Annotated in this window: 23 protein-coding genes, 19 tRNA genes and 1 pseudogene; 4 read left to right on the forward strand and 39 right to left on the reverse strand. The window is 31.0% G+C overall.

What is annotated here, in order from left to right; translation table 11 throughout:
* Nucleotides 1-73: 73 nt before the first annotated feature.
* From HGAG_RS05745 to srtB, 6 genes are all read right to left on the reverse strand, one after another.
* Nucleotides 74-1,780: an SHIRT domain-containing protein gene (locus tag HGAG_RS05745; RefSeq protein ID WP_341871713.1), complete on the reverse strand. Its 1,707-nt coding sequence runs from the start codon at nucleotides 1,778-1,780 to the stop codon at nucleotides 74-76.
* Nucleotides 1,777-6,918, reverse strand: a complete 5,142-nt coding sequence (locus HGAG_RS11125; RefSeq protein WP_019118285.1) for an SHIRT domain-containing protein — start codon at nucleotides 6,916-6,918, stop codon at nucleotides 1,777-1,779. The genes HGAG_RS05745 and HGAG_RS11125 overlap by 4 nt, the downstream gene beginning before the upstream one ends.
* Nucleotides 6,919-7,377: 459 nt before the next feature.
* Nucleotides 7,378-8,994, reverse strand: coding sequence for a chaperonin GroEL (gene groL, locus HGAG_RS05755; RefSeq protein WP_019118286.1), 1,617 nt, complete (start codon nucleotides 8,992-8,994; stop codon nucleotides 7,378-7,380).
* A 9-nt stretch (nucleotides 8,995-9,003) separates the two neighbouring features.
* The gene (locus HGAG_RS05760) at nucleotides 9,004-9,285 is read right to left on the reverse strand and encodes a co-chaperone GroES (RefSeq protein ID WP_019118287.1); all 282 of its coding nucleotides are present in this window, start codon (nucleotides 9,283-9,285) and stop codon (nucleotides 9,004-9,006) included.
* 83 nt (nucleotides 9,286-9,368) lie between these two features.
* On the reverse strand, nucleotides 9,369-10,274 hold the full coding sequence (locus HGAG_RS05765; RefSeq protein WP_019118288.1) for a DNA-3-methyladenine glycosylase family protein: 906 nt from the start codon (nucleotides 10,272-10,274) through the stop codon (nucleotides 9,369-9,371).
* A gap of 7 nt (nucleotides 10,275-10,281) precedes the next feature.
* Nucleotides 10,282-11,052: a class B sortase gene (srtB, locus tag HGAG_RS05770; RefSeq protein ID WP_019118289.1), complete on the reverse strand. Its 771-nt coding sequence runs from the start codon at nucleotides 11,050-11,052 to the stop codon at nucleotides 10,282-10,284.
* A gap of 81 nt (nucleotides 11,053-11,133) precedes the next feature.
* Between srtB and HGAG_RS05775 the strand changes: the two genes are divergently transcribed.
* Both HGAG_RS05775 and HGAG_RS05780 read left to right on the forward strand, forming a co-directional pair.
* A complete protein-coding gene (locus HGAG_RS05775; RefSeq protein ID WP_019118290.1) occupies nucleotides 11,134-11,364 on the forward strand; it encodes a glutaredoxin family protein in 231 nt (76 codons plus the stop codon).
* Between the two features lie 95 nt (nucleotides 11,365-11,459).
* A complete protein-coding gene (locus tag HGAG_RS05780) occupies nucleotides 11,460-12,278 on the forward strand; it encodes a Cof-type HAD-IIB family hydrolase (RefSeq protein WP_019118291.1) in 819 nt (272 codons plus the stop codon).
* A gap of 47 nt (nucleotides 12,279-12,325) precedes the next feature.
* Here the strand turns inward: HGAG_RS05780 and HGAG_RS05785 are convergent, their stop codons facing one another.
* The 11 genes from HGAG_RS05785 to HGAG_RS05835 all read right to left on the reverse strand — a co-directional run bounded on the left by HGAG_RS05785 (nucleotide 12,326) and on the right by HGAG_RS05835 (nucleotide 17,930).
* A complete protein-coding gene (locus tag HGAG_RS05785; protein WP_004837990.1) occupies nucleotides 12,326-12,559 on the reverse strand; it encodes a hypothetical protein in 234 nt (77 codons plus the stop codon).
* Nucleotides 12,560-12,569: 10 nt separating this feature from the next.
* Nucleotides 12,570-12,743 carry a hypothetical protein gene (locus HGAG_RS11610; RefSeq protein ID WP_004837988.1) on the reverse strand — a complete coding sequence of 58 codons (174 nt, stop codon included), beginning with the start codon at nucleotides 12,741-12,743 and terminating at the stop codon, nucleotides 12,570-12,572.
* A 161-nt stretch (nucleotides 12,744-12,904) separates the two neighbouring features.
* Nucleotides 12,905-13,606, reverse strand: coding sequence for an aldose epimerase family protein (locus tag HGAG_RS05795; RefSeq protein WP_019118292.1), 702 nt, complete (start codon nucleotides 13,604-13,606; stop codon nucleotides 12,905-12,907).
* A gap of 49 nt (nucleotides 13,607-13,655) precedes the next feature.
* Nucleotides 13,656-14,141, reverse strand: coding sequence for a ferritin (locus HGAG_RS05800; RefSeq protein WP_019118293.1), 486 nt, complete (start codon nucleotides 14,139-14,141; stop codon nucleotides 13,656-13,658).
* Nucleotides 14,141-14,434 (reverse strand): hypothetical protein, encoded by a 294-nt coding sequence (locus HGAG_RS05805; protein ID WP_004837984.1) that lies wholly within the window; start codon nucleotides 14,432-14,434, stop codon nucleotides 14,141-14,143. Before HGAG_RS05805 ends, HGAG_RS05800 begins: the two co-directional genes overlap by 1 nt.
* A 49-nt stretch (nucleotides 14,435-14,483) precedes the next feature.
* Entirely contained in the window at nucleotides 14,484-15,113 is a 630-nt protein-coding gene (locus tag HGAG_RS05810; protein WP_019118294.1) for an epoxyqueuosine reductase QueH, read from the reverse strand.
* Nucleotides 15,114-15,119: 6 nt separating this feature from the next.
* On the reverse strand, nucleotides 15,120-15,674 hold the full coding sequence (locus HGAG_RS05815; protein WP_019118295.1) for a chromate transporter: 555 nt from the start codon (nucleotides 15,672-15,674) through the stop codon (nucleotides 15,120-15,122).
* Entirely contained in the window at nucleotides 15,668-16,225 is a 558-nt protein-coding gene (locus HGAG_RS05820; protein WP_019118296.1) for a chromate transporter, read from the reverse strand. Before HGAG_RS05820 ends, HGAG_RS05815 begins: the two co-directional genes overlap by 7 nt.
* A gap of 178 nt (nucleotides 16,226-16,403) precedes the next feature.
* Nucleotides 16,404-16,796: a 30S ribosomal protein S9 gene (rpsI, locus tag HGAG_RS05825; RefSeq protein ID WP_004837979.1), complete on the reverse strand. Its 393-nt coding sequence runs from the start codon at nucleotides 16,794-16,796 to the stop codon at nucleotides 16,404-16,406.
* A gap of 11 nt (nucleotides 16,797-16,807) precedes the next feature.
* Nucleotides 16,808-17,248 (reverse strand): 50S ribosomal protein L13, encoded by a 441-nt coding sequence (rplM, locus tag HGAG_RS05830; RefSeq protein ID WP_004837978.1) that lies wholly within the window; start codon nucleotides 17,246-17,248, stop codon nucleotides 16,808-16,810.
* 217 nt (nucleotides 17,249-17,465) lie between these two features.
* Nucleotides 17,466-17,930, reverse strand: a complete 465-nt coding sequence (locus HGAG_RS05835) for a DUF6568 family protein (protein WP_019118297.1) — start codon at nucleotides 17,928-17,930, stop codon at nucleotides 17,466-17,468.
* Between the two features lie 89 nt (nucleotides 17,931-18,019).
* Between HGAG_RS05835 and HGAG_RS05840 the strand changes: the two genes are divergently transcribed.
* Nucleotides 18,020-18,904, forward strand: coding sequence for a helix-turn-helix domain-containing protein (locus tag HGAG_RS05840; protein ID WP_019118298.1), 885 nt, complete (start codon nucleotides 18,020-18,022; stop codon nucleotides 18,902-18,904).
* A 94-nt stretch (nucleotides 18,905-18,998) separates the two neighbouring features.
* Here the strand turns inward: HGAG_RS05840 and thiD are convergent.
* Nucleotides 18,999-19,807: pseudogene (gene thiD, locus HGAG_RS10715) on the reverse strand (bifunctional hydroxymethylpyrimidine kinase/phosphomethylpyrimidine kinase).
* A gap of 276 nt (nucleotides 19,808-20,083) precedes the next feature.
* On the opposite strand from thiD, the gene HGAG_RS05850 reads away from it, so the two are divergent.
* Entirely contained in the window at nucleotides 20,084-20,767 is a 684-nt protein-coding gene (locus HGAG_RS05850) for a DUF554 domain-containing protein (RefSeq protein ID WP_019118299.1), read from the forward strand.
* A gap of 52 nt (nucleotides 20,768-20,819) precedes the next feature.
* Here HGAG_RS05850 and HGAG_RS05855 read toward each other — a convergent pair whose 3' ends face one another.
* The 21 genes from HGAG_RS05855 to HGAG_RS05955 form a co-directional block, all read right to left on the reverse strand.
* A complete protein-coding gene (locus HGAG_RS05855; protein ID WP_019118300.1) occupies nucleotides 20,820-22,280 on the reverse strand; it encodes a TrkH family potassium uptake protein in 1,461 nt (486 codons plus the stop codon).
* A gap of 2 nt (nucleotides 22,281-22,282) precedes the next feature.
* Nucleotides 22,283-23,650, reverse strand: coding sequence for a Trk system potassium transporter TrkA (gene trkA, locus HGAG_RS05860; protein WP_019118301.1), 1,368 nt, complete (start codon nucleotides 23,648-23,650; stop codon nucleotides 22,283-22,285).
* 533 nt (nucleotides 23,651-24,183) lie between these two features.
* A tRNA-Ile gene (locus HGAG_RS05865) sits at nucleotides 24,184-24,260 on the reverse strand.
* A gap of 64 nt (nucleotides 24,261-24,324) precedes the next feature.
* Nucleotides 24,325-24,401, reverse strand: a tRNA-Ile gene (locus HGAG_RS05870).
* A gap of 16 nt (nucleotides 24,402-24,417) precedes the next feature.
* Nucleotides 24,418-24,493, reverse strand: a tRNA-Trp gene (locus tag HGAG_RS05875).
* Between the two features lie 88 nt (nucleotides 24,494-24,581).
* A tRNA-Phe gene (locus tag HGAG_RS05880) sits at nucleotides 24,582-24,657 on the reverse strand.
* A 3-nt stretch (nucleotides 24,658-24,660) separates the two neighbouring features.
* A tRNA-Ser gene (locus HGAG_RS05885) sits at nucleotides 24,661-24,754 on the reverse strand.
* A 30-nt stretch (nucleotides 24,755-24,784) separates the two neighbouring features.
* A tRNA-Ser gene (locus HGAG_RS05890) sits at nucleotides 24,785-24,875 on the reverse strand.
* A gap of 6 nt (nucleotides 24,876-24,881) precedes the next feature.
* Nucleotides 24,882-24,957 (reverse strand) — tRNA-Lys (locus HGAG_RS05895).
* Between the two features lie 87 nt (nucleotides 24,958-25,044).
* Nucleotides 25,045-25,120, reverse strand: a tRNA-Lys gene (locus HGAG_RS05900).
* A gap of 4 nt (nucleotides 25,121-25,124) precedes the next feature.
* Nucleotides 25,125-25,200 (reverse strand) — tRNA-Gln (locus HGAG_RS05905).
* A gap of 3 nt (nucleotides 25,201-25,203) precedes the next feature.
* Nucleotides 25,204-25,280 (reverse strand) — tRNA-Arg (locus tag HGAG_RS05910).
* Between the two features lie 4 nt (nucleotides 25,281-25,284).
* Nucleotides 25,285-25,358: transfer RNA gene (locus tag HGAG_RS05915), tRNA-Gly, on the reverse strand.
* Between the two features lie 4 nt (nucleotides 25,359-25,362).
* Nucleotides 25,363-25,448: transfer RNA gene (locus HGAG_RS05920), tRNA-Tyr, on the reverse strand.
* A gap of 72 nt (nucleotides 25,449-25,520) precedes the next feature.
* A tRNA-Thr gene (locus HGAG_RS05925) sits at nucleotides 25,521-25,596 on the reverse strand.
* 26 nt (nucleotides 25,597-25,622) lie between these two features.
* A tRNA-Asp gene (locus tag HGAG_RS05930) sits at nucleotides 25,623-25,699 on the reverse strand.
* A 32-nt stretch (nucleotides 25,700-25,731) separates the two neighbouring features.
* A tRNA-Val gene (locus HGAG_RS05935) sits at nucleotides 25,732-25,807 on the reverse strand.
* Nucleotides 25,808-25,977: 170 nt separating this feature from the next.
* Nucleotides 25,978-26,052 (reverse strand) — tRNA-Glu (locus HGAG_RS05940).
* Nucleotides 26,053-26,079: 27 nt separating this feature from the next.
* A tRNA-Met gene (locus HGAG_RS05945) sits at nucleotides 26,080-26,156 on the reverse strand.
* 4 nt (nucleotides 26,157-26,160) lie between these two features.
* Nucleotides 26,161-26,249: transfer RNA gene (locus HGAG_RS05950), tRNA-Leu, on the reverse strand.
* A gap of 3 nt (nucleotides 26,250-26,252) precedes the next feature.
* Nucleotides 26,253-26,327: transfer RNA gene (locus tag HGAG_RS05955), tRNA-Asn, on the reverse strand.
* Nucleotides 26,328-26,419 lie beyond the last annotated feature (92 nt).

A 26,419-nucleotide genomic window follows, 5' to 3' on the forward strand; every position in this document is an offset into this window, starting at 1 on the left:
AATTTTTTAAAAAAAGACGAGGATTTTTAATTTCCTCGCCTTTTTATAGCTAGATACTTTTATATCTCTTAGCTTATTCCTTATTAATAAATATTTTAATATTTATTTTTTTATTTTTGTATAGAGCAAATGCTGATCCAATTAAGACAAATATAAGATTTGAAGAACCTTCTATACCAGTCTTAACATTTGATTTGCTTCTAGAATTTGTTCCAGTTAAAACTTTTACCTTTCCAATTTTGTTTGGAACAAATTTCCATTTTCCTGTGAAATTTACATCCTTATTATTAACTACGCTACTATCTTTATCATATCCTTCAAATACCCAAATACCATCTTTTACTTTAACTTCTAATTTAGAAGGTTTTGTAGGAGAAACTTTTCTACCATTTTCTATTCCATCTTGATTTTTTGGAAGAAGGTCTAAGATTTCTTTTGGTAGAGATTTACCTGGTGTAGATGATTCAAATTTGTGAGTTACTTTATATTTATTTTCTTCAGATGAAGATTTTTTATAGATATGAATAGTATTGCCATTTTTGTCTGTTTCAGTTTTTACAAACTCATAGCCTTTTATATCTTTATTAGGTTTTTTACCATCTTCGTTTTCTGCGATAGGATTACCCTTTTCATCTACAAATTTAGTAACTACTTTTGGAGTATTTTCTTTCTTCTTGTAGATATGAATAGTATTGCCGTATTTATCTGTTTCAGTTTTTACAAACTCATAGCCTTTAATATCTTTCTTAGGTTTTTTACCATCTTCATTTTCTGCGATAGGATTACCTTTTTCGTCTACGAACTTAGTAACTACTTTTGTTGGATCAGGTTTCTTTCTATAAACATAGATTATATTTCCCTTCTCATCTGATTTTGTAGTTATTATTTCATATCCTTCGATATTTTTGCTTGGATGTTTTCCTTTTTGAGTGTCAGCAATTTCATTTCCATTTTCATCAACATACTTAGTTACAACATCTGGTGTAATAACTTTCTTCTTGTAAACATGAATTGTATTACCATTATTATCTTTATTTGTACTTATATAATCGTAGCCATCAATATTTACTTGATTTTGTGTTCCTTCTTTTGGTGGAAGTAGTTGGTTTCCATTTTCATCAACATATCTTGTCTCAACTTTTTGAACAGGTGCAAGTTTTTGATAAATATGTCTTGTATTACCTTTTTCATCTTTTTCGGTTCTTACAAATTGATAACCTTCTATAGTTGATGGATCATGTGTTCCTGCTTTATCAGCTAGTATTTGATTACCTTCTGTATCCACATATCTTGTTTCTACATCTTGGATAGGTTTTTTCTTGTAAACATGAATTGTATTACCATTATTATCTTTATTTGTACTTACATAATCGTAGCCATCAATATTTACTTGATTTTGTGTTCCTTCTTTTGGAGGAAGTAGTTGGTTGCCATTTTCATCAACATATCTTGTCTCAACTTTTGGAACAGGTGCGATTTTTTTGTAAATATGAACGGTATTACCCTTTTCATCTTTTTCTGTTTTTACAAATTGATAACCTTCTATATTTGATGGATCATGTGTTCCTGCTTTATCAGCTAGTATTTGATTACCTTCTGTATCTACATATCTTGTTTCTACAGTTGAACTAGGAATTAATTTATAAACATGAACTACATTACCATCTTTGTCATTTTTAGTTTCAACAAATTGATATCCAGGAATATCTTTTTTATCTTGTTTTCCATCTTCATTCTTAGCAAGAGGATTTCCTTTTTCATCTACAAATTTAGTAACTATAGATGGACTAGGAGTGGTTTTTTCTTGTAGATATGCTTTGTATTACCCTTATCATCTTTTTCGGTTCTTACAAATTCATATCCATCGATATCTTTATTAGTTTGTTTACCATTTTCTTTTGGAGCAATAGTATTACCATCTTCATCGACATATTCTGTAACTACATCAGCAGGTGGTGTGACTTTCTTCTTGTAGATATGTTTTGTATTACCCTTATCATCTTTTTCGGTTTTTACAAATTCATATCCGTCAATATCTTTTTTGTCTTTTGTTCCATTTTCTTTTGGAGCTATAGTCTTACCATTTTCATCGACGTATTCTGTAACTACATCTGGAATAAATTCCCATGTTCCTGTGAATTCTACATCTTTATCTTCTACAGTTTTGTTGTCTTTATCGTAACTTACAAATTTCCATGTTCCATCTTTAACTTTTACTTCTTTTGTTTTTGGCTCTGTTGGTTTTACTACATCGCCTTTAACTTTTCCAGTTTGATTTGCTGGTAGTAGATCTAGTACTTCTTGTGGAAGTTTTTTGTTTGGATCTTTACTTACAAATTTGTGTGTTACATTGTGTTTGTTTGGTGTGAATTTCCATTTTCCTTCGAATGTTACATCAGATTTATTTATGGTTTTACTATTTTCATCATAGCCTTCGAATGTCCATGTTCCATCATTTGTCTTATCTTCTACTTTTGTTTCTTTTGGTGCAGTTGGTGTTACAGTTTCTCCATCTTTCTTACCAGTTTGTTGAACCGGCGTTAAATCTGTAACAGCTTTTGGAAGGTCTTTTCCTTTTGTTGATGATACAAATTTATGTTCTACTTTGTATTCTGGATCTGGTGTAAATACCCAAGTTCCTGTAACTTTTTCATCTTGGTTTGAAATTTCTACTGAATTTTTGTCAAAAGATTTGAATTTCCAAGTTCCCTTGTTTGCTTCATCTCTAAATGTAGCTTCATCGCCTGTTGGAACTGGGGATGTTACTTTATCGCCTTTTACTTTGCCGGTTACTTTTTCTGGTGCTTTTGCTTTTAATTCAGCTGGTAATTCTTTGCCTTTTGTTCCACTTACGTATTCATATGTTACTTTGTGTTTGTTCGGTGTGAATTTCCATTTTCCTTCGAATGTTACATCGGCTCCGTTTACTTTGGCATCTACTTCTGGAGTTTCTTTATCTTGGTCTTTGTAGCCTTCGAATGTCCATGTTCCATCGTTTTCTGTATCTGCTACTTTTGTTTTTTCTGGCTCAGTTGGTTTTACTGTACTTCCATCTGCTTTTCCTGTTTGATCTTTTGGTATTAGATCTTTTACGGCTTGTGGAAGGTCTTTGCCTTGGGTTGCGGATACAAATTCGTGTTTTACATTGTGTTTTCCTGGTTCTGGATCTGGTGTGAATTCCCATGTTCCTGTGACTTTTTCGTCTTTGTTAGAGATTATTACGTCATTCTTATCGTATGATTTGAATGTCCATGTTCCTTTGTTTGCTTCATCTCTAAATGTAGCTTCATCGCCTGTTGGAACTGGGGATGTTACTTTATCGCCTTTTACTTTGCTGGTTACTTTTTCTGGGGCTTTTGCTTTTAATGCTTCTGGTAATTCTTTACCTTCTGTTCCACTTACGTATTCGTATGTTACTTCGTGTTCGTTTGGTGTGAATTTCCATTCGCCTTCGAATTTTACATCGGCTCCGTTTACTTTTGCGTCTACTTCGTCTGTAGTTTTATCTTGGTCTTTGAAGCCTTCGAATTTCCATGTTCCATCGTTTTCTGTATCTTTTACTTCTATTTGTGTTGGAGCAGTTGGTTTAACAACGCTGCCATCTTCTGCTTTTTTATCTTCTGGAAGTTGAGCATCAACTGCTGTTTTTACATCAGCTGGCATTTCTTTTATTGGAGAATCTTCTGAAACTTTAAATTCGTGCCTTACGTTAAATTCATTAGGTGCATCTTTTACAAAATTAGCTTTAAATGTAAGTGGTTCTGTTATTACTGCTTGTTTTAATTGTTCATCAGTAATTTTTTCTCCAGCAGGAATTTTTGTTCCATCATTTAGTGTAATTTCTTTATCAGCTGTCCAGTGGCTAAATTTATATCCTTCTTTTGCTTTTGTGTCGGTTCCTTTTGGATTTGATTTAAGTTCAACTTCTTCTTTTGTATTATCTACAAAGTTTTCGCCTTCCTTAACTTGTCCATTGCCATCAGTTGTGTAATTGATGATAGGAGCCCAGATAGCATAGATATAATTATTTTTGCTTTCATCTAAACTAGTTACAGTAACTTCATCATCTTTTTGGAATTCGGCTTTTGTTGCGTTTTTATCTCTATTCCATCCCTTAAATACATAACCTTCACGGGTGTAATTAATTTTTTCGCCTTCGCCGTTTCCTAAAACTTTATGAAAATCATTTGTAATAATCTCGTCAACTACATGTTGATCGCCAACTCCACCGTTTGCATCATAGGTTACTTTTGTAGTTGGTAAATCTGGAATTTCTTTCCATTGAGCGTAAAGAGTTTTATTTTTATCCATTAAGACAGTTTCGCTTGGTAGAATTAGTCCGCTAGAACCATCTTTTGTTTCACTCCAACCTACGAAAACTTTTTTGCCGTCATTTACCTTAACATCTCCCACATCTGCTGCTAACGCTTTTGCATCATTGATGTAAGAGTTTGAATCTGTTGGAGCAGTTCCTTCTACTTTGTCAGTATCTGGCAAATTCAAATCGTATTTTAATTCTAGATAATCATATTTCCACTTAGCATATAAGTGAGTATCATTATTTTTAATTGGTTTGTGAAGATTTGCTTTTACAAATCTATTATTTTCATTTTTCTCATACCATCCCAAAAATGCTCTTGCACCTTCTGGTTTAACTGGTTGAGGGAAATTCTCTTCGCTAACTTTATCATCTTTATATTTTCCATCATAAAGAGTGTCATCTTCAGGAATTTCGGTTATTTTTTCTATATCTCTTTCATAGTCATCTTGGTTGGTGTGGAAGGTCACTTCGTATTGACGAGAATCCCATTTTGCATAGACTGTAATGTCATGAGCAGGCATTTTTGCTCCATTTTCATGTTTGTGTTCTACGCTAAATGTTGAGTCTTCATACCAACCCATAAATACTTGATTAGGATTGTCAGGATTTGTGGTTTCTCCTATTTTATAATTAAGTCCAAAATCGCTTGTATCAGCTTCATATTTGTAAGGATTTGAAGCTAATTTCTTATTTCCAGAGTAATAAATTATATTATAAGTTTTGCGTTCGTAGAATAAGAAACCTACATAAGAACCATTATCTATATATTTTGTTCCTGTGTAATTAAAATATCCACCATAACCTTTTGGAGTAAACATATAATCTCTAAAGGCTGGATTATTTACATTTACTGATTGCAAACCATCAGCTGACATATCTCCAGTTTTAGGTTGGAATCCTTTTATGTCATCTACATGGTCAGTCTCATCTACCCAAGTATTTGTTTTACTAGCCCACATACCATCACTAGGTTCAAATACTCTGTAATTTCTTCCGTAGTAAGTGACATAATGTTCTGTATTTTCGAATTTTACTCTATCGCCTATTTCTTTCATGGTGCCAAGAGTAGCTTTCAATTGGTCTAGTGATCCGCTATTTATTTGTGCATTAAATTTACTTGGATCCCATTCAACAAAACGCAATTGGAATCCTTGACCTTTAGCATAAACTCTATACATATAAACATCTTTATCACCCATTACCGGGGCTTTAGTATAGAAAGATCCTATGCTTTTATCCTTGTAATAAATATAATCTTTATTTAGCTGATAAAACCATTGGTCAGAACTTTGACCATAGCGCAAATCTACGTGAATATTTCCGTTTTCATCTGTAGCATTGACCCAATTAGCTTGATAATAACTAGTTCCACTTGCATTTTTATAGACCCATATAGTATGAACATTTCTATCCATATAGACAGGCACAACTGTACTGCCATCAGCTTTTATTGTTTCAAAAGCTTGTTTTGTTTTTTCTTCGTTTAAATGGAAGCCTAAATAATCTAGGGTTTGAGGATTAGAATAGGTGTGATCCATTTTTCCATTTTCGTCTTTACTGTTGTAGCTATCATTAAATCTACCATCTTTTTCTGTTAGCTTAGCAATATCTTCAACTATTGGACCAGATGGAGCAACTTTAGGATCTGGATTTTCACTTCCTTTAAAAGGTAGGCTTGTTTTTTCTCCATTAAGTCCTCTTGCTGATATTATTTCATGGAAAGTGTAGCCATCATCATTTATATTTTGGACCATAACTTTAAATTTATAGTCAACTACAACTGGTTTCCATACAGCATAAACATTAATGTCTTTGTCTAACACTAGAGTATTAAGATCAACAGGATCTCCATCTTCTGTCAAAGACCAATGGCTAAATTCATAACCTGGTCTGGTAGGATCTTCTGGCATTTTGTCAAGCTTGCTATCTTTGCTTGCAAGTATTTGATCTTGGAAGCTTGCGCCGTCTCCTGTTATAAATGTCGCCTTGTGTTTAAACTCTGTAATCGCATAAAGTTTAATGTCAGTTTTTCCTGCTGCAATATCTTTTTTCAATGATTCCTCATCATAAACACCAGATTTTCCGTCTTTTGATGTTGACCAATTTACGAAGTATTTATTAGCATCATAAATTGTAGGATCTACTGGCAGTTTATAAGAACTAGCATCAGTGATGGTGTCAGTCATATAAACTCTATCATTTGTACTGCCACTTATGTAGTAAGTTATTACTACTTGGTTTTTGAAAACTGGGTAAACATTAATTATTTTTTTGTCGTTACCTTTAACTTCTATTGGCGTATCAAATTTAATATCATTACCTTCTTCATCTTGCCATTTCTCCAAAACATTGCTTTTATCTTTGAAGACATGACCTGGATCAGAAATTGATTTTCCATCAAGAATGATTTGTTTTTGAATCTCTTTTGCTGTATCTTTGTTTTCTATTGTGTCATTATAGAAATGATACTCATTGATTCCTTGTTTTGGAGATATTATATTGGCATAACCTAATTTAATACCAGCTAAAACTACAAAAGCAATAGCAATTAATACAGAAAACAAAATCTTTCTTGGATTTTTATTCTCCCTTCTCATAATTCTCCTCTTTTTCATTAGCATAAATCACAAATACAAGTCAAATTTGCGTTTCAGCTAGTTTTTGTAAACGTTTTTCAAAAACATTTAACGTGCAACAATCCAACAAATTTTAAATGAACTGATTGCTACCCCCCCCGTATAAATATACTTGTTTTTGAATATTTTTTTTACAAGAAATTTTTTAAAAATTTTATTAGCTTGTAAAAAATTATTATATTTTGTTCATTTTCTAAATTATACCATATTTTTAAACTTTTTTATACTAGATAATTACCTTATTAAATTATTTTTTTACTTATTATAGTATTGTTAATAACTATAAATCTATTGTGAATTATAAGCTTTAAATTTCAAAAAATATTTTTATTTTAATGCTTAAAAAATTATAAATTTAATTTTAAAAATAAAAAAACTCTTGCAAAACAATATTATTGTCTTGCAAGAGCAAATTTTTTATTAATATCCCATTGGCATCTGTGGTGGCATTTCTGGTTTTTCTTCTTTTATATCTGCCACTGCTGCTTCTGTTGTTAAAATCATGCTTGCAATGCTTACTGCATTTTCTAGGGCTGATCTTGTTACTTTTGTTGGTTCTACTATTCCTTTTTCAAACATATTTACATATTCATCATCGTAGGCATCGTAGCCGTTGTTTTTGTCTGATTTTTTTACATTTTCAAGTACAACTGATCCGTCCATTCCAGCATTTTCTACGATTTGTCTTAGTGGTGCTTCTAGAGCTTTTTCTATTATTTTTGCTCCTGTTTTTTCATCGTTTTCTAATTTTTCTTCTAGAGCTTGAACTTTTTTGATTGCTTCTATCAGAACTGTTCCACCACCTGCAACTATTCCTTCTTCAACTGCAGCTCTGGTTGCTGATAGGGCATCTTCGATTCTGTATTTTTTATCTTGCATTTCTGTTTCTGTTGCAGCTCCTACGTTTATTACTGCAACTCCTCCTGCAAGTTTTGCTACTCTTTCTTGGTATTTTTCTTTGTCGTATTCTGAATCGCTTGCTTCGATTTGACCTTTGATTTTTTCTACTCTTTCAGTTAGAGCTTCTTTGTCGCCTTTTCCTTCTACGATTACTGTGTGGTCTTTGTCAACTTTAACTTTTTTAGCTGATCCAAGATCTTCTATTGTAGCTTCTTTTAATTCCATTGATAGGTCTTCTGAAATTACTTTTGAACCTGTAAGAATTGCTATATCTTCAAGCATTTCTTTTCTTCTATCGCCATAGCCTGGTGCTTTTACTGCTACTACGTTGAAGGTTCCTCTTAATTTGTTTAATACTAATGTTGTTAAAGCTTCTCCGTCTACATCATCTGCAATTATTAAAAGTGGTTTTGATGATTGAACAATTTCTTCAAGAAGTGGTAGGATTTCTTGGATATTTGAGATTTTTTTGTCTGTTACAAGTATATATGGGTCATCTAAATCTGCAACCATTTTTTCGTTGTCTGTTGCCATGTATGGTGACAAATATCCCTTGTCAAATTGCATTCCTTCTACTACATCAAGGTAGGTGTCTGTTGTTTTGGATTCTTCTACTGTGATTACTCCATCATTTCCTACTTTTTCCATAGCATCTGCAATAAATTTACCAATTTCTGGATCTGCTGATGAGATTGTTCCTACTTGCTCGATTGCTTTTTTATCTTCTACTTCTTTTGATGATTCTTTGATGTAAGAAACAACTTCACTGCTTGCCTTTTTTAGTCCCTTATTTAAAACTACTGGATTTGCTCCTGCAGCTAAATTTTTAAGTCCTTCTTTTATTATTGCTTGGGCAAGAACTGTTGCTGTTGTTGTTCCATCTCCTGCTACATCATTTGTTTTTGTAGCAACTTCTTTTACAAGTTGAGCTCCCATATTTTCAAACCTATCTTCAAGTTCGATTTCTTGGGCAATTGTTACACCATCGTTTGTGATTGTTGGTGCTCCGTATGATTTATCTAAAACTACATTTCTTCCTTTTGGTCCTAGAGTAACTTTTACAGCATTTGCTAATTTATCAATTCCTCTTTCAAGACCATCTCTTGCATTTTTGCCATAATTTATATCTTTTGCCATAATTTTCTCCTATTCTACTACTGCTAATACGTCTTTGTATGCTAAAACTACGTAATTTTCGCCGTCAATTTTTACATCAGTTCCTGCATATTGGGAATAAATAACCTTATCTCCTTCTTTTAAGGAATCTTTTTTGTCTTTGTCATTTAAAATATCATTGCTTATTGCAACAACTTCTGCGTATTGTGGTTTTTCTTGTGCAGATTCTGGTAAAACTATGCCAGATTGAGTTTTCTTTTCTGCTTCTAATTTTTTTATAACTACTCTTTCACCGATTGGTTTTAAGTTCATTTTATTTCCTCCTTTTAGCACTCTTTGTCTTTGACTGCTAAGCTCTAATTTAAATATACAAGTAATTTAAAATAATGCAAGTTTTATTTGCCGATGGCATTTTCTCTTCCATAATAAAATAAATATTGTTGAACGTATCCTGCATTTTGTCCAAAATATTTATCAGCGTAGGCAGAAATTTGTTTTTTTGGAACTTCTTTTTTTATAAATAAAAATTCCATAACTCTTTTTATCCAAACATCAACCGGGAAAGTTTCTCTTTTGTGAAAGGCAAAAAGCAAAATACAATCGGCAACCTTTGGTCCAACTCCTGGAAGCTCTTGTAGTTTTTTTCTCAAATCTTCTGTCGGCATTTTTATATCTTTTTCAAAGTCAAAAAATCCATCATTAATTAATTTTGCAGTTTCAACTATTCTTTTATCACGAAAACCAACTCTTGCCTTTTCTCTTAAGTCTTCTGGCCTTGCCTTGGATAGTTGTTCAGGATTAGGGAAAGAATAATATTTTCTTCCTTTATATTCTCCAATATAATCTCCATACATTTCAGAAATTATCCTCACAGCTTTTTTAATTCTTGGGATTTGGTTGTTGGCTGAAATTATAAAAGAAATTAGGGTTTCAAAAAATTGTTGATTCAATATTCTAATTCCTGCCCCATATTCTGTAGCCTCTTTTAGGGTCTTATCTAGAGAAATTTTTTCTTTTATTTTTCCATAATCTACTCCAAGGTCAAAATAATCGTAGAAAATATCATAAAAATCTTTTTCACTTACATTGTCTATAATTATCTTTTCCCCTTCTTTTTTGAGATTTATAATTTTTCCCAAAAAAACTGCAGTAAATGATCCATCTTCTTCCTCAAAAAAATTAAAACATTGGCCGCAGGTAAAAATATCTTTTGGGTCAAAAGATTCATGGTAAAAAATCAATTGACCCTTTTCTTCTTTTATATTTAATTTATTTTTATTTTCTTCTATATATCTATTCATTTTTTTCCTACTTTATTCTTAGAGCATGGACTGCAAGTCTTTGATCTTTATAATCGTATTGGCAAGTTGATAGGGTAATTATCGTGTCATCTTCCTTAAAATCACGAGTTTCAAGTTCATTTTCAGAATTTGATTTTAACTTGTCAAAATATTTAAGTTTTTCCTCTTTATCTTCAAAATCCAAAGTCCTATAATCATAATTTGATGGAATACCATAAGCTGCGAAAACTTGATATTCTCTAAGCCCTTCATTTGTTGTAACATATATAGTTCTATGACTTTGAGCAAAATCATTTTTTCTATATCCATCAAGACCTGTAAACATTGATTTTATATCATCCAAATGATGCCCATATATTACACTATTGTCATCATTCATTTTAGGATCATTCATATAATCCATAAAAATAGAACCAGCTATATCATAATTTTTATCTATACCCTTTCTTAAATAAAAATTATTGTCCTTAGCTTGAAAAATCGGATAAGAAATATAAGTTCCTGGAATTTCCAAAAAAGCAACAATATCAGAATTTTCTTTTTGCAATTTTTTCAAAATAGCCATATATTTCTTTTCTAATTTTTCAAAATCATTTAAATTATCATTTGAGTCATTTTCGCTTTGATCTTTCTCAACATTTTTTACTATATCTGATATGTGTTTGTTATTCTTATAATTTTTATAATAGTCATATCCCCTTCTACCAAGAAGGAATAAACATACAATTATAACTATAACAAGAATAAGCCTAATAAATTTTAAAATCTTATCTTTCATTTTCTCACCTTTAAAACTTCCTTTCTATTAGTATAATAATATAAAATGGAAAAATTTTGAAATTTATTTTAAGGAGAATATATGTCAGAATATAAATTATTTGTAGGAACAGCTTGTCCTCACTGTAGAAAAGTTGAAAATTTTATGGAAGAAAATAATATAGAAATTCAAATAGTAAATATAAATGAAGATAGAGAAGCTATGAAAGAATTAATCGAAAAAGGCGGCAAAAGACAAGTACCATGTCTTTTCCATGATGGAGAATACATGTACGAATCAAATGATATAATAGAATTTTTAAAAAACAAATAAATTTTTAGGCGTGTGTTTTAAATGCACGTTTTTTTTATATTTAAAATTTACAAAATAAAAAAAGACTTTGGGTATAAAGTTAGAAAGGAGAGTTTATGATAAAATTAATAGCAACAGATTGCGACGAAACCCTCTTATCAGACGATAAGACCATTCACAAAAGAAATATAGACGCTATAAAAAAAGCCCAAGAAATGGGAATAATAATTGCAACAGCAACAGGTCGTGGACCCTACCAACTTTTTGATATACTAGAGCAAATCGATAATGTAAAAGAAGATAGATTTTCAATTCTTTGTAATGGTGGGATAATAATGGACAATGTAACAAAAAAAGTTGTAGAAGCATCCCCAATAGATTACAAAAAAGCAGTTGAAATTTCAGATTATTGCAACGAAGTAGGAGTACATTTTGAAATTTATACCGATAAACACTGCTATGTTTTTGCAAACGGAAACGAGGTAGAAGGAAATTACGACAAAAATATCTACAAATTTGTCCAAAAAGCAAAAGACATTAAAAATCTAGATAAAGAAATAATAGTAAAAGTAATAATAAAAAATTCAAATCTAAACTATTTAATGAGCTTAGAAGAAGATATAGCAAGAATATGCAATTGGGATATTTCAATCTCCTACTCATCAGATACCTTCATGGAAATAAACAGAAAAAATGTAAACAAGGCAAAAGCCCTAGAAAAATTGTGCGCTCACTATGGTATAGGAATGGAAAACGTCCTAACAATAGGAGATAATTACAACGACAAAGAAATGCTAGAAGAAGCAGGCTATTCCGCCGCAGTCCAAAACGCCCATCTTTTATTAAAAGATATATCAAAATACACAACAAAAGCAACAAATAACCAAGGCGCAGTAGGCGAGGCGATAGAAAAATTTGTTTTAAATGAAATATAAATTTAAAAAATACCCCAAAATCTTTTTTTTTGATTTTGGGGTATTTTTTACCACACAGATTTTTCTTTTAGGAAAAATTTGTAGATAGCGTATCCTATTGCTGACAATATTCCTAGAGGAATTATTAAAAGTAAGATTGGGATAAGGATTAGTCCTCCTCCTATAAAAACTGGTATTAGTAGGGCAAATATTATTGAAAATATTATTTTTAAAATTTTAAATCCTAGTATTATGCCTAAGATTCCTAGGATTATTTTTATAATTTGATTTTTATCTTTCATTTTTTTACCTTTATCTAAATATGTCTTCTTTTTTTATCAAAACTTTGTATAGGAAATATATAACAAATAAGGGTATTACTACTGACCAAATTATTTTTATTGCTACTCCCAAAAGTTTTAATATAATCGTTGCTATTATGGCTAATACAAAAACTCTTAGTACTCTTTCTGCTTGTTGGTTCATAATTTCCTCCCATCTTATTTTTATTATACTTCCTTTTTATATTTTTCAAGTTTTATTTTAATTTATTTAATTTTTTACTTTAATTTTATTAATTTATATTTATTTTTGTTATAAATATTTATTTTATCTATTTTTTCAAAAATAAAAAATAGCCTAGCTGGCTATTTTTCTTTTATTGTTATTGTAAAATTTTCTTTGAATTTTTCTTTTGCTTTTAGGATATAGGGATTGTTTAATTTTTTTGTAAAACTTGGCCCGTTTAGGCATGGTTCTAGGCACAAATAATCTCCGTGAAAATCTGTCCATATTGCAAATTCTTGGAAATTATTGTTTTCTATATCTATATTGTAGTATTTGCTTTCTATGCTTGCTTTTTTTTCTTTTAAAAAATATGTTTTTTCTAAATCTATTTTTTCTAGATCTAGATTTTTTATTTTAAAATTTTTGTCTACGTAAAAATACGGATGAAAGCCGGGTCCTATTGGTAAATTTTCCTTTGAATTATTTATTATTTCTAATTCTACCAATAGTGATGAATCTATTAATTTGTATTTTATATAATAGATGGATTTTTCGTATTCTCCTTTACCTTCTAATTTTAATTTTACTGAATTTTCAGTTTTTTCTTCTATATCCCAAAACGAAATTCTTCCAAATCCATGTTGGTCTAATTTTTTTATTTCACTTTTTCCAAAATTTGGAAGGCATGGATGCATACCGCCTCTTGTTTTTAATTCGTTTTTAATTTTTATAAGAAGTTTTGGGAAAAATATAGGCTTTTTTTCTTTGGTAAATTTTTCTATGTAGGCCCCATAGGTATTTACTGTAAGCTCCATATCTTTTTCTTTTAAATTTATTTTCATATTATTTTTTCTTACAAAAAAAGACCAAGCTTAAACTTGGCCTTATTTTTTATCCTCTGTGTGCAAGTTGGCCATCTAGTAGGTAAAGGCCACCGTAATTTCCGTTTATTCTTTCTAGTCTTGTGATTAATTTGTTGAAGGTATCTTCTTCTTCGATTTGTTCATCTACATACCATTGGATAAATGAAATTACTCTTTCGTCTCCTTCTTCTCTTGCAGCTTTTGCTATTTCATGAATTCTTTTTGTAACTTCTTTTTCGTGTGCTAAAGCTTGTTTTGCAACGTCTAGAAGATCTTTGAATTCTGTATTTGGTGCTTCTAGTGTTTTATAAACTGGTTTATATCCTACTTCTTGTAAGAATTTGGTCATTTTTTCTGCATGTTCAATTTCTTCTCTAACTTGATGACCATACCAATGTGCAAATCCTTCGAATTCTTCATCATCAGCATATATTTGCATTGCTTTGTATTCATAAGCTGATTGTAATTCAAAATTCATTTGTTCGTTAATCATATCTAGTAATTTTTCACTCATTATTTTCCTCCTAAATAATTATCATACAATATATATACCCCATATATCATAAAATCATTTTTTATCAATTCTTTTATTACTTCTGTTATATTTGAAGAGAATAATTCTAAGGTAATTGAAGATTTTTTTATCCCTAGTTTTTTATTTTCGACTAATTTTTTATCTTTCAAAACATTAAAAATATTTACAAGCTTGTCTTTATCGCTTATATTTGTTTGAAATGTTACAGGTATTAGACTTTTACTATTTAATTGGTCTTCATTTAAATTTTTTATCAGTAATACATCAGCCATAATTATCTCTCCTTATATAAAATTACCCAAAGTAAGATAAAAATAACATTTATTTTTCGTGTTTTTTCTCCTGCATTTCTTTAAATGAAAATACACAACCACAATAATCTTGCCTATATAAATTATATTTTTTTGAAAGGTCTATCGAATCCTTGTAGCCATTTTTCTTCTTAAAGTCTGAATACAAATATTTTATCCCATATTCTTCCTCTAATTTTTCTCCAATTTCATTAAGCCAAGTTGAATTTTTGTAAGGAGAAATCGAAAGAGTTGTCGTAAAATAATCATAAGAATTTTCTTTGGCATACTTGGCAGATTTTTCAAGCCTTAATTTGTAACACTTATAACAAGAATCTCCACCTTCGTGATCATTTTTTCGATTTTCCACAAATTTATAAAAATCTTCAGGATTATTTTCAGGAAAAATAACCTTTGAATCAAGGTTCATTTCATCCACAAGTTCTTTTACTGTTTCTACTCTTTTGTTAAGCTCATTTGCTGGATAAATATTTGGATTGTAATAGTAAATATCTATATCAAAATATTCTCTCAATCGTGTTAAAACACTTGAAGAACATGGAGCACAGCAAACTTGAAGTAAAAGCCTTGGTTTTTTTTCCTCTTTTTTTATACTTTTAATTATCTCTTCCATTTTCAAATTATAATTAATTTTTCCCATAAAACCTCACAAAATTAAATTTATACAAAGATATATAAAACCAGAACCAAGCATCAAAATTATAGGGTCGATTTTTGTCTTTCTAATAGCTAAAAGCATCAAAAAAAACAAAATAACCATACTAATATCAAGATTTTCAAAAGAAATTTTATTTACATCAAAAAAAGCAGTTTTTAATATATCAATTCCAGCCGCCAAAATCATAGACACAACAGCAGGTCTCAAAAACCCCAAAACACTTTGCATTGAATCAAGCTTTCTATACTTATTATAAAAATAAGAAATAGTCCCCACAATTATAAAAGAAGGAGTCACACAACCAAGGCTTGCAACAATCGCCCCACTTAAACCATAAACCCTTGTCCCAACAAAAGATGCAGAATTAATAGCAATTGGGCCTGGAGTCATTTGACTGATTGTAATTAAATTATTAAATTCACTTATACTAAGCCAAGAATTTAAATTCACAACCTCTTCTTGAATAAGAGGAAGAGCAGCATAGCCACCTCCAAAAGAAAAAAGTCCGACCTTAAAAAAACTTATAAATAATTTGATTAGCATATTTTTTTCCTTTCAACAAAAGAGTAAATAAGACCAAATAAAATAAGTCCAGTGATAATATAAATAATATTTACATCAAAGAAAACATTCAAGACAAAAGAAATAAAAAATATTCCATAAATCAAAAATCCCTTGCCAATAATTACATCTTTTGTCATATCAATCACGACATTAATAATCAAAGCCCCAACGCCCGCCTGCATTCCTTTTAAAATCAAAGCAATATATTTATTAGAAATAAAAGCATTATAAAAATAAGAAATTACAGAAATAATTACAAGAGGCGGAATAAGAGTCCCCAAAGTTGCAACCAAAGCACCAACAAAACCAAATAATTTATAACCAACAGAAATTGATGCGTTAATAGCCACAGCCCCAGGAGCCGATTGAGCAATAGCCGTCATATCAAGCATCTCTTCCTTATTAATCCATCCTAATTTTTTTACAAAAGTAGATTCCATCAAAGATAAAATTACATAGCCACCACCAAAAGTAAAGGCAGACAAATAAAGTGTGTGCAAAAATAATTTAAATAACTTTTTAAAATCCATACCAAAGTCCTTTCTCCTTACATTTTACTATAGATTTTTCGTAGTAAAAATTTTTGAAAATAAAAAAAATTAGAATTTATCTCAAGCTAAAACAAATAAATTTATTTGATGAAAAAAATCTTATAATTTTTCCCACAAAAAAACAAGGAATAAAAATTCCTTGTTTGTAAAATTCTTCTTATCTTTTTGAGAATTGTGAAGATTTTCTTGCTTTCTTTTGACCGTATTTGTATCTTTCTTTTTTTCTTGGGTCTCTTGTAAGAAAACCTGCTCTTTTAAGAGCTTGTCTATAATCAGGATTTACTTCTAGTAAAGCTCTTGCTATAGCGTGTCTTATAGCTCCAGCTTGTCCGTTAAATCCTCCACCTTGTACATTAACTTTAATGTCATAAGTTGATTCATTTTCTGTTAATTTTAATGGTGCTTTTGCTATGATTTTTAATGTATCATATGAAAAATAATCATCAAGATCTCTTCCATTAACTTTTAATTCTCCGCTACCTGGTTTCATTGTAACTCTTGCTACTGAAGTTTTTCTTCTACCTGTAGCTTGATATATAATATCTGCCATCTAAGTCCTCCTTACTTTAAGTCCAAAACTTCTGGGTTTTGAGCTTCGTGATTGTGATTTTCACCTACATAAACCCTAAGTTTTTTGGCCATTTGTCTACCTAATTTGTTGTGTGGAAGCATACCTACTACAGCGTGTTCTACAATTCTTTCTGGATGTTTGTCCATCATATCTTGATAAGTTGTAGTTTTTAATCCACCTGCATATCCAGAATATCTTTTGTATTCTTTTTGGTATTCTTTGTTTCCAGTAAGAACGACTTTTTCAGCATTTACTACTATTACATAGTCACCTGTGTCCATGTTTGGAGTAAATGTTGGTTTGTGTTTTCCTCTAATAATTGCTGCAACTTGGCTTGCAAGTCTACCTAAAACCATGTCAGTTGCATCAACTACATACCATTTTGGTTCAATTGTTGACTTTGTTGGTACATATGTCTTTTGATTTTTCATCAAGTTCCTCCTTAAATATTTTGCCTATCAATTTAGAAACCGCTCGGATAGGTGGCGGCTTTACTCGTCCTGACATTTATGAATCGCCCTCAGGATCTGCGATTATGTCAAAAGTATTTGGAACTTTTTTCATACCAAATTATGATACACCGAAATCGTGTTTTTGTCAAGCTTTTTGTCTATTTTTTCGCCTTTTTAAATTGGAATTTTTTTAATTTTATTTTTCCTTATTTTTTATTAACCAATCTTTAAATAATTCGCCTTTATCAATATTTTTTTTGTCAAAAGTTTCAAAACTACCATCTTCTTTTACCAATACCATATAAGGTACTTGATCTATTTGATATTTTTCTAATATTTCATCATAATATTTTGAGTTCCTATATTTATCTGTATCAAAATATTTTATATTTATTTCTTTTTCAGAAGTAATTTCATTGATGACTTTTACAAATAATCGACATGATGATGAGGTTTTTCTTCCTATAAATACAAAACCTTCTAAAGTTCTATCATTATTTAAGAATTGTAAGTCTGTTATCTCTTCATATTTTGAAACACTAGACTCATAATTTTTTATTTCTCTTTCTTTTTCAGCTTTCTCTTTGGCCTTTTGACTAAAAATCCCTATAAGTATAAATACTATTAAAGATAAAATTATAAGCAAATTCCTTTTTTTCATTTTTTTCTCCTTTGTATTTGATTAACTTAATTATATTATCTATAATAAAATCAAAACAACGGCATATATGGTACATTTTGGAGGAAATTTTGGAAAAGGATAAGTTAATACTATTAGCTAAAAAAATCAAAGAAGTTAGAAAAAATAGAAAAATTAGTCAACTAGATTTATCTATTGAAGCTAATATAGACAGAAAAACTATAAGTCGTATAGAAAATGGTATTAATGAGCCTTCTTTTTCTACTCTCTATAAAATATCATATATCTTAAATCACGATTTTATAAAAGACTATTTGAATTCTAGTCTAAAAGATTACTTAATTTTCAATGAAACTTTTGAAAAAATAATTGACAAAGTAGAAAATAAATTGCCTTTTGATGATGAAGAAAAAATAATTATTTATCTCAAAGATTTTACTGATATTGAATTTATCAAAACTTCATGTAAGCAAGTTATTTTATTTCTTAAATCAATGAATGAAGACTTATCAAAATCAGAAGAAAGAGAGATTCTAATAAAAGCTTTAAATTCTTTTACTAATAAATATGATAACTTCAAAATACAATCTTTTTCTATATTTGAATTAAGAATTTTAATGGATATAGCTATGACTTATACAAACATTGATAACAAAAAATATCTTGAGTTACTTAATTTTGTATATGATAAAACCAACAAAGATTCATCATTATTCCCTATTATCAGCTTAAACTTAACTAATGCTTATATAATTTTAGAAGATTATGAAAAATGTCCAGAAATAATAAATGATGCTATTTCTTATTTTTTAATTAGAAATAAAATTCCTAATCCTATTTTGTATTTCACTAGAGCTTTGTACAAAAGACTTAAAAATATGGATTATAAAGAAGACTATGACAAGGCAATTTTAATAGCAAACCTTGCTAAAAATTATAATTTAATAAATAAATTTGAACAAGCCAAGAGCTATTATGAAAAATATAATACTTGATAAAAAATAAGTTTTACCTTTTTTATTCTTTAATTTTAATTTGCCAATAAAAAAGGTAAAACTTTTTAACAAAAATACAAAATCAAATCCACTTTTACTTTTCACATAATTTTTTGTAAGAATCTTTTATGTCAAAGGCATGGTTCATCGGACCTGAGCCTTTGCCCAAATCTAGCATATCCAAAAGAGCGTTTGACAAAAATTCTTTTGCCATTTTTATTGAATTTTCCATATCATAGCCTTTGGCAAGATTTGCTGCAATGGCTGATGATAGGGTGCAACCTGTTCCGTGGGTATTTTTATTTTTTATTCTTTTTCCTTTAAACCAAACTCCTTTTTTATTTTCAAACAAATAATCATTGGCATCATTTATTTTGTGTCCACCTTTTAATAGGCAAGCACAATTGTATTTTTCAGAGATAATTTTTCCTGCTTTTTGCATATCTTTTTCATCATTTATTTTTATCCCCGATAAAATTTCGCCTTCGGGAATATTTGGTGTTATTAGATCTGCCAATGGCAAAAGTTCATTTTTCAAAACATTTATTGCTTCATCTTTCAACAATTTTGCTCCGCTTGTTGCAACCATCACTGGGTCTATTACAATATTTTTTGCTTTTTTTCTTTTAATTTTTCTGCTATAACTAAAATTAAATCAGAATTTGAAACCATTCCAATTTTTACGCTATCTGGGAAAATATCATCAAATATCATATCAAGCTGGTCTTTTAAAAATTGTGGGCTTGAGTCTAAAACCGACAAAACTCCTGTGGTATTTTGGGCAGTTAAGGCAGTGATTGCACTTTCTGCATACACTCCGTTTAGTGTCATAGTTTTTATGTCAGCTTGAATTCCAGCTCCACCTGATGAGTCACTTCCTGCTATGGTCAATCCTATTTTCATAATTTTTCCTTTCTTTTGTTAAAAATGAATATTATTTCATATTTTATTTTTCAAATAATCGTAGAAACCTAATTAATAAATCGTTTTTCTCTAATTATTTTTCTATATAAAAATAAAAAATTTTTATATCAATTAATCTTTTTATAGATTTTTCTTTTATTATGATAGGTCAAAGGCGTAATTTTGTCAATTTTCTTTAGCCCTTTTATGGCTTTTTTGCAATTATTTCAGAGCTTTGATATAATTTAACAGAATAATATGTAAAGAAGGTTTTTTATGTTTGGAGTTTTTATTAACGCTATTTCTGTTTTGATTTTAGGTTTTTTGGGAGCAAAAGCTGGAAATCATTTTTCTGATAGATTAAAAAATGATATGATGAAATTTCTTGCAATTTTAATAATGGTTACTGGGATGAATTCTGCAAGAAAAGGAGATAGTTTGGTTGTAATTATTTCTATAGTTATCGGTTTAATTATTGGAAATTATTTAAAATTGGACGATAAATTAAATAGTTTTGCTTATTTTTTGGGCAGACTTTTTTCTGAAAATAAAAGATCTACTTTCCCAAAAGCTTTTATTAATGCTACTTTAATTTTGTGTGTTGGTAGCATGGGAATTATCGGCTCAATTGAAGCTTCTGTTAATTCTAATAATGAAATTCTTCTGTTAAAGTCGATGATTGATGGTGTTACTGTATTTTTTATGGCTCAAAGTTTGGGACTTGGCGTTGCTTTTGGTGCAATTCCAATTTTGGTTTATCAAGGGCTAATAGTAATTTTATCAGGTCTTATTTCTCCAATTTTAACCAAGGAAATTCTTGATAATATTTCAGGTGTTGGCGGTCTTAGCATAATTGCCATTGGGCTTTCAATGTTGGATTTGGTTGATATTAAAATAGTAAATTCTATTCCTGCTATTTTGATTCCTATTATTTATGGGCTGATTACAACTTTATTTTGATTGATTAAATTAAAAATCCTATTTTGCACTCAGACAAAATAGGATTCTTTTTTTATTTATTTCTCAATTTTCTATAGGTTGATGGATACAAAAGTAAAAGCATTGGGAATATTTCTAATCTTCCCAAAAGCATGGCTATGGTTAGAACAAATTTTGATAAATTTGTCATTTCGGCAAAGGTCGTTATTGGTCCAAATGCTCCAAGTCCTGGTCCTACGTTATTGAAAGTTGTTGAAACTGCTGCAAAAGCTGTTTCAAAATCATCCATATCTAATGATACTATCATAAACAAAACGATAAAGATCATTATATATATTACCAAATATTTTAAAACAGACCTTTCTGTTTGAGCATCTACTTTTTTTCTATCCATCCTGTTTATTGTTATTTTTTTTGGATTCATAGACTCTTTTATTTGATTAATTCCACCTTTTACCAAAATTACAAATCTTGAAACCTTGAGTCCTCCCGCGGTTGAACCTGCACATCCGCCTATAAACATTAACATTATTATTACAGATTTAGAAAATAAGGGCCAAGTTCCAAAATCTGCTGAAACATATCCTGTTGTTGTAATTATTGATGATACAGTAAAAATCGAATTTACAAATGAATAAAAAACATCTTTATAAATAGTAACTATATTTGCAAAAATAAGTCCTGATGCTATCAAAATAATTGATATATACCATTTTAGTTCTTCACTTTTTACTGCTTCTCTTACATTTTTTGTCACAGCATAAAAATAAATATTAAAATTCACTCCAAAAACTGCCATCATAATCGCAAGTACCATTTCTATATATCTTGAATTATATGCACCAATCGAAATTCCTTTATTAGAAAATCCTCCAGTTCCAGCAGCTCCAAAAGCGTGAATTATTGATTCAAATAAATTCATTCCCCCAAAAAGAAGAAGTATTACTGTAATAATTGTCAAAACTATATACATTCCATACAAATTTCTAGCTGTATCAGAAAGTTTTGGGGTAATTTTACCAAAAGTTGGTCCAGGGACTTCGCTTTGCATCAAAAGAGATGATTCTTTGTTTGAATTTGGCAAAATAGCCAAGGTAAATACCAAAATTCCCATACCCCCAACAAAGTGGGACAAAGACCTCCAAAAAATTATAGAATGTGGCAAAAGTTCCACATTAATAGCAACTGATGCACCAGAAGTTGTAAAACCCGATACCATTTCAAAAAAAGCATCTATGTAGCCATTATAATTAGATTTTGTCAAAAATAAAGGTATAGCTCCTATCAAAGAAAACAAAACCCAAGTTGACGCAGTAATAAACATTGCCTCTTTTGTATAAAGATGGGATTTATTATCTCCTCTTTTGCTCAAAGCAAATCCCAAAATTAAAGAAACAACAATAGGAATTACAAAATTTATTTTATCCTGAAGGCTTTCCCTATAAATAAAAGCAACCGCTAAAGGTAAAACCAAAAGCCCTGCAAGAACTATTAAAAGTTTTCCAAGTGAATATTTTACAATTTTTAAATTCATGCCTACTCCAATATATCGTCAATTTCTTTAAAATCTTTATTTTTAGTTACAACCATAACCCTATCGCCAAGTTCAATTGTACTTTCTCCGTTTGCAACTTCGATTTTGCCACCCAAATTTTGTCTTGATATACCAACAATCAAAGTATTGGCCTTTACATTTAAATCTTTCAATTTCTTTCCAGTAACCCTAGAATTTTCAATTACAGTAAAATCAATTGCCTCAACCCTGTCATCAGACAATCTAAACAAATTAGAAATAGATTCTCCCCTAGAATTTTCCTTAGATCTCAAAAGCCTTGAAACAAAAAATGAAGCAGATTTTTTTGGAGTAACAGTCGTATCAACATCAAGAATACCTGTAATTTTAAGAAGTTGAGTCCTATTTACCTTAGCAATAATTTTGTCAATTCCTCTTTTTTTAGCAAGAAGAGAAATCAAAATATTTTCCTCATCAATTCCAGTAAGAGCAACCACAGCATCATAATTTTCAATTCTTACCTCATCAAGAATTTCGGGATCAGATCCATCAGCATTGATTACTTCACATTCAGGAAGTCTTTCAGAAAAATCAATCGCCCTTTCCTTATCAATTTCCAAAACAGTAACATTAAAATTTCTTTTAAGCAAAAGCTCAGAAAGATTAAGAGCAATAGAACCCCCACCAATAATCAAAACATTTTTGATAGACTTCTTATTATCAACCTGTCTTTTATAAAATTTATCAATATCTTCCCTAGGACCTGCAACATAAATTTTTTCGCCAACTTCAAGAATATGATTACCATTAGGAATAACAACCTGATCATCTTTCTCCCCAATAACAATAATCGTATTTCCCAAAAGTCCCTCAGCATTAAGATCCATCAAAGACTTATTAGCAAGTTTAGAATTTTCATCAATTTCAAGTTCAATCAAAATAACCTTAGAATCCAAGAAATTTTCCACATTAACAGCATAAGTATATTTCAAAGTCCTTTGAATTTCCTTAGCAGCATAATACTCAGGATTTACAAGCCTATCAACACCCATGGTTTTTCTCATAAATTCATCATATTTAATATATCTAGGATCACGAAGCCTAACGATAGTGGATTTAGCACCCTTTTTCTTAGCAATCATAGACGAAATCAAATTAACATCATCATTAAAAGTCATTGCAATAAAAGCATCGCACTCATCCACATTAGCCTCATCAAGAACAGCAAGATCACGACCATCGCCCAAAATCCCCATGACATCATTAGAAGCCAACAATCTTTCCAAAACATCCTTGTTTTTCTCTATAACTAAAATATTGTGCCCCTCATCAGAGAGCTTGCTAGTAAGATAAGAACCAACCTTACCAGCACCTACAATAATAACATTCATAAATCCTCCTAAAGGTAGAAATACCTAATAACATTGTATAATAACTAGAAAAAAAAACAAAGTAAATTTGTCAAAGTTATGGAAAATCAAAAAAATCGAAAATATATAATTAAAAATTAAAAAATAGAAAATATTTTAACATTAGAATACAGGAAAATTAAAATAACAGATGCTTAAAGTAAAAAATAAAAACTTTCGAAATCAAAAATCAATTCATTTAGATTTATCTTTACACGTAAACAAATAAATTTTCAAAATCTTCAAATATTAAAATTTAAAATCCTTAACCTATCAGCTAAACATTTTAAAATACATATATAAATAGAAAATATTTAAGATTATATAGCCAATAAAAATTTTAAAAAAACAAAGACATAATTATAGATAAAAATGTTCTTAGTAAAATCACATCAGAAAAATATCATTAACTCTTACCAACAAGATTTATTATAGACTCATAAAAATTACAATCCAAATTCAAAAATATATTTTTTCATAAAGAAAAACACCAATCAAAAGATTGGTGTTAAATCTGGTGGGCCTCCAGGGACTCGAACCCTGGACCTACCGGTTATGAGCCGGGCGCTCTAACCGACTGAGCTAGAGGCCCAAACAAAACCCTATAATTTTTAATAAAAAATTTTATGAAATAAATTCATAATTAGGTTTGTTTTTGGTGGACCTGAGTAGACTCGAACTACCGACCTCACGCTTATCAGGCGTGCGCTCTAACCTGCTGAGCTACAGGTCCATATATAAAATTTAAATGGCAGGGGTTACAGGACTTGAACCCGTGACATCCGGTTTTGGAGACCGACGTTCTACCAACTGAACTAAACCCCTATTAAATCAAATATCCTAAAAAATAAAATAAATGATAATGTCCTATATATGAAAACAAAATAATTTTCATAAATTAGACGGGCTATTTTGGTGCCCAGAGGCGGAATCGAACCACCGACACGGGGATTTTCAGTCCCCTGCTCTACCGACTGAGCTATCTGGGCATATGGCGGAGAAGGAGGGATTTGAACCCTCGCATCCCTTTTGAAAGGATCTACTCCCTTAGCAGGGGAGCCTCTTCAGCCACTTGAGTACTTCTCCAAAAATCAATATATAAATTGATTTTTTATTTGGCGGAGAGGAAGGGATTCGAACCCTTGTGAGCCGTAAGACTCTAACGGTTTTCAAGACCGCCCCGTTATGACCGCTTCGGTACCTCTCCAAATTGTGGTGACCCATCGGAGATTCGAACTCCGGACACCTTGATTAAAAGTCAAGTGCTCTACCGACTGAGCTAATGGATCAATCTAGAAATACAGTGGCTAAAAATTTGCCTTTCTTGCCTATTTAGCTTGCCAGTATAACCACTAAATAATATTTAAAAATATTAATGGTGACCCATCGGAGATTCGAACTCCGGACACCTTGATTAAAAGTCAAGTGCTCTACCGACTGAGCTAATGGATCAAATTGGCTGGGATAGCAGGACTCGAACCTACGCATACCAGAGTCAAAGTCTGGTGCCTTACCGACTTGGCTATATCCCAACATGGCGCGCCTGAGAGGAGTCGAACCTCTGACACACGGATTAGAAGTCCGTTGCTCTATCCAGCTGAGCTACAGGCGCATATTGGAGCGGGTGAAGGGAATCGGACCCTCGCAACCAGCTTGGAAGGCTGGGGCTCTACCACTGAGCTACACCCGCAAATTGGTGGGGAAGAGCGGATTCGAACCACTGAAAGCTAAGCTAACGGATTTACAGTCCGTCCCATTTGGCCAACTCTGGAACTTCCCCAAAATTTGTATTTCATAGTAACACATTATAGCATAAACTATATATTTATTCAATTTTATATCACAATAAAATTGGAGCTGATGATAGGACTTGAACCTACAACCTATTGATTACAAATCAATTGCTCTACCAATTGAGCTACATCAGCACATTGGATCTCTATTGAAATCCAAATGGCGACTTAGATGGGACTCGAACCCACGACCTCCGCCGTGACAGGGCGGCATTCTAACCAGCTGAACTACTAAGCCATAATTAAAACAGCCTAATATTAAAAATATTATGGTGGAAGTAACAGGGCTCGAACCTGTGACCCCCTGCTTGTAAGGCAGATGCTCTCCCAACTGAGCTATACTTCCATTTGGTACCCTACCAGGATTTGAATCCTGTCCCATGTAGGGTTTAAAATCTGAAAGATTTTAAATCTTCAAGATGAGCCCTTGAGCGAATCTGAAGAACAATACCGCCGTAACACGGTGGTTTCCCTCTAAAACGAAGGATAAATCTCTTTTTGATTTTAAAATTAAAATGGTGACCCTACCGGGATTTGAACCCGGGATACCGCCGTGAAAGGGCGATGTCTTAACCGCTTGACCATAGGGCCTTATATAATTTTATTACTTAAAAAGTATGGTTGCGGGAGTAGGATTTGAACCTACGACCTCCGGGTTATGAGCCCGACGAGCCACCAAGCTGCTCCATCCCGCGTTATTGGTGCCGAGAATCGGAATCGAACCGATACGGTGTTTGACCACCGCAGGATTTTAAGTCCTGTGCGTCTGCCAGTTCCGCCACCCCGGCATTTGGCGCTCAGGGTGGGGCTCGAACCCACAACCTACCGGTTAACAGCCGGGTGCTCCACCATTGAGCTACCTAAGCACATACAATATGTATAATTATAAAATATTAAATTTACTTTGTCAAAATTTTCTTACAAATTTTGTGAAGAAATAATCTTCACAAAAAAGTAA

Origin of the sequence: Anaerococcus obesiensis ph10, from assembly GCF_000311745.1 — a bacterium.
Classification (GTDB): domain Bacteria; phylum Bacillota; class Clostridia; order Tissierellales; family Peptoniphilaceae; genus Anaerococcus; species Anaerococcus vaginalis.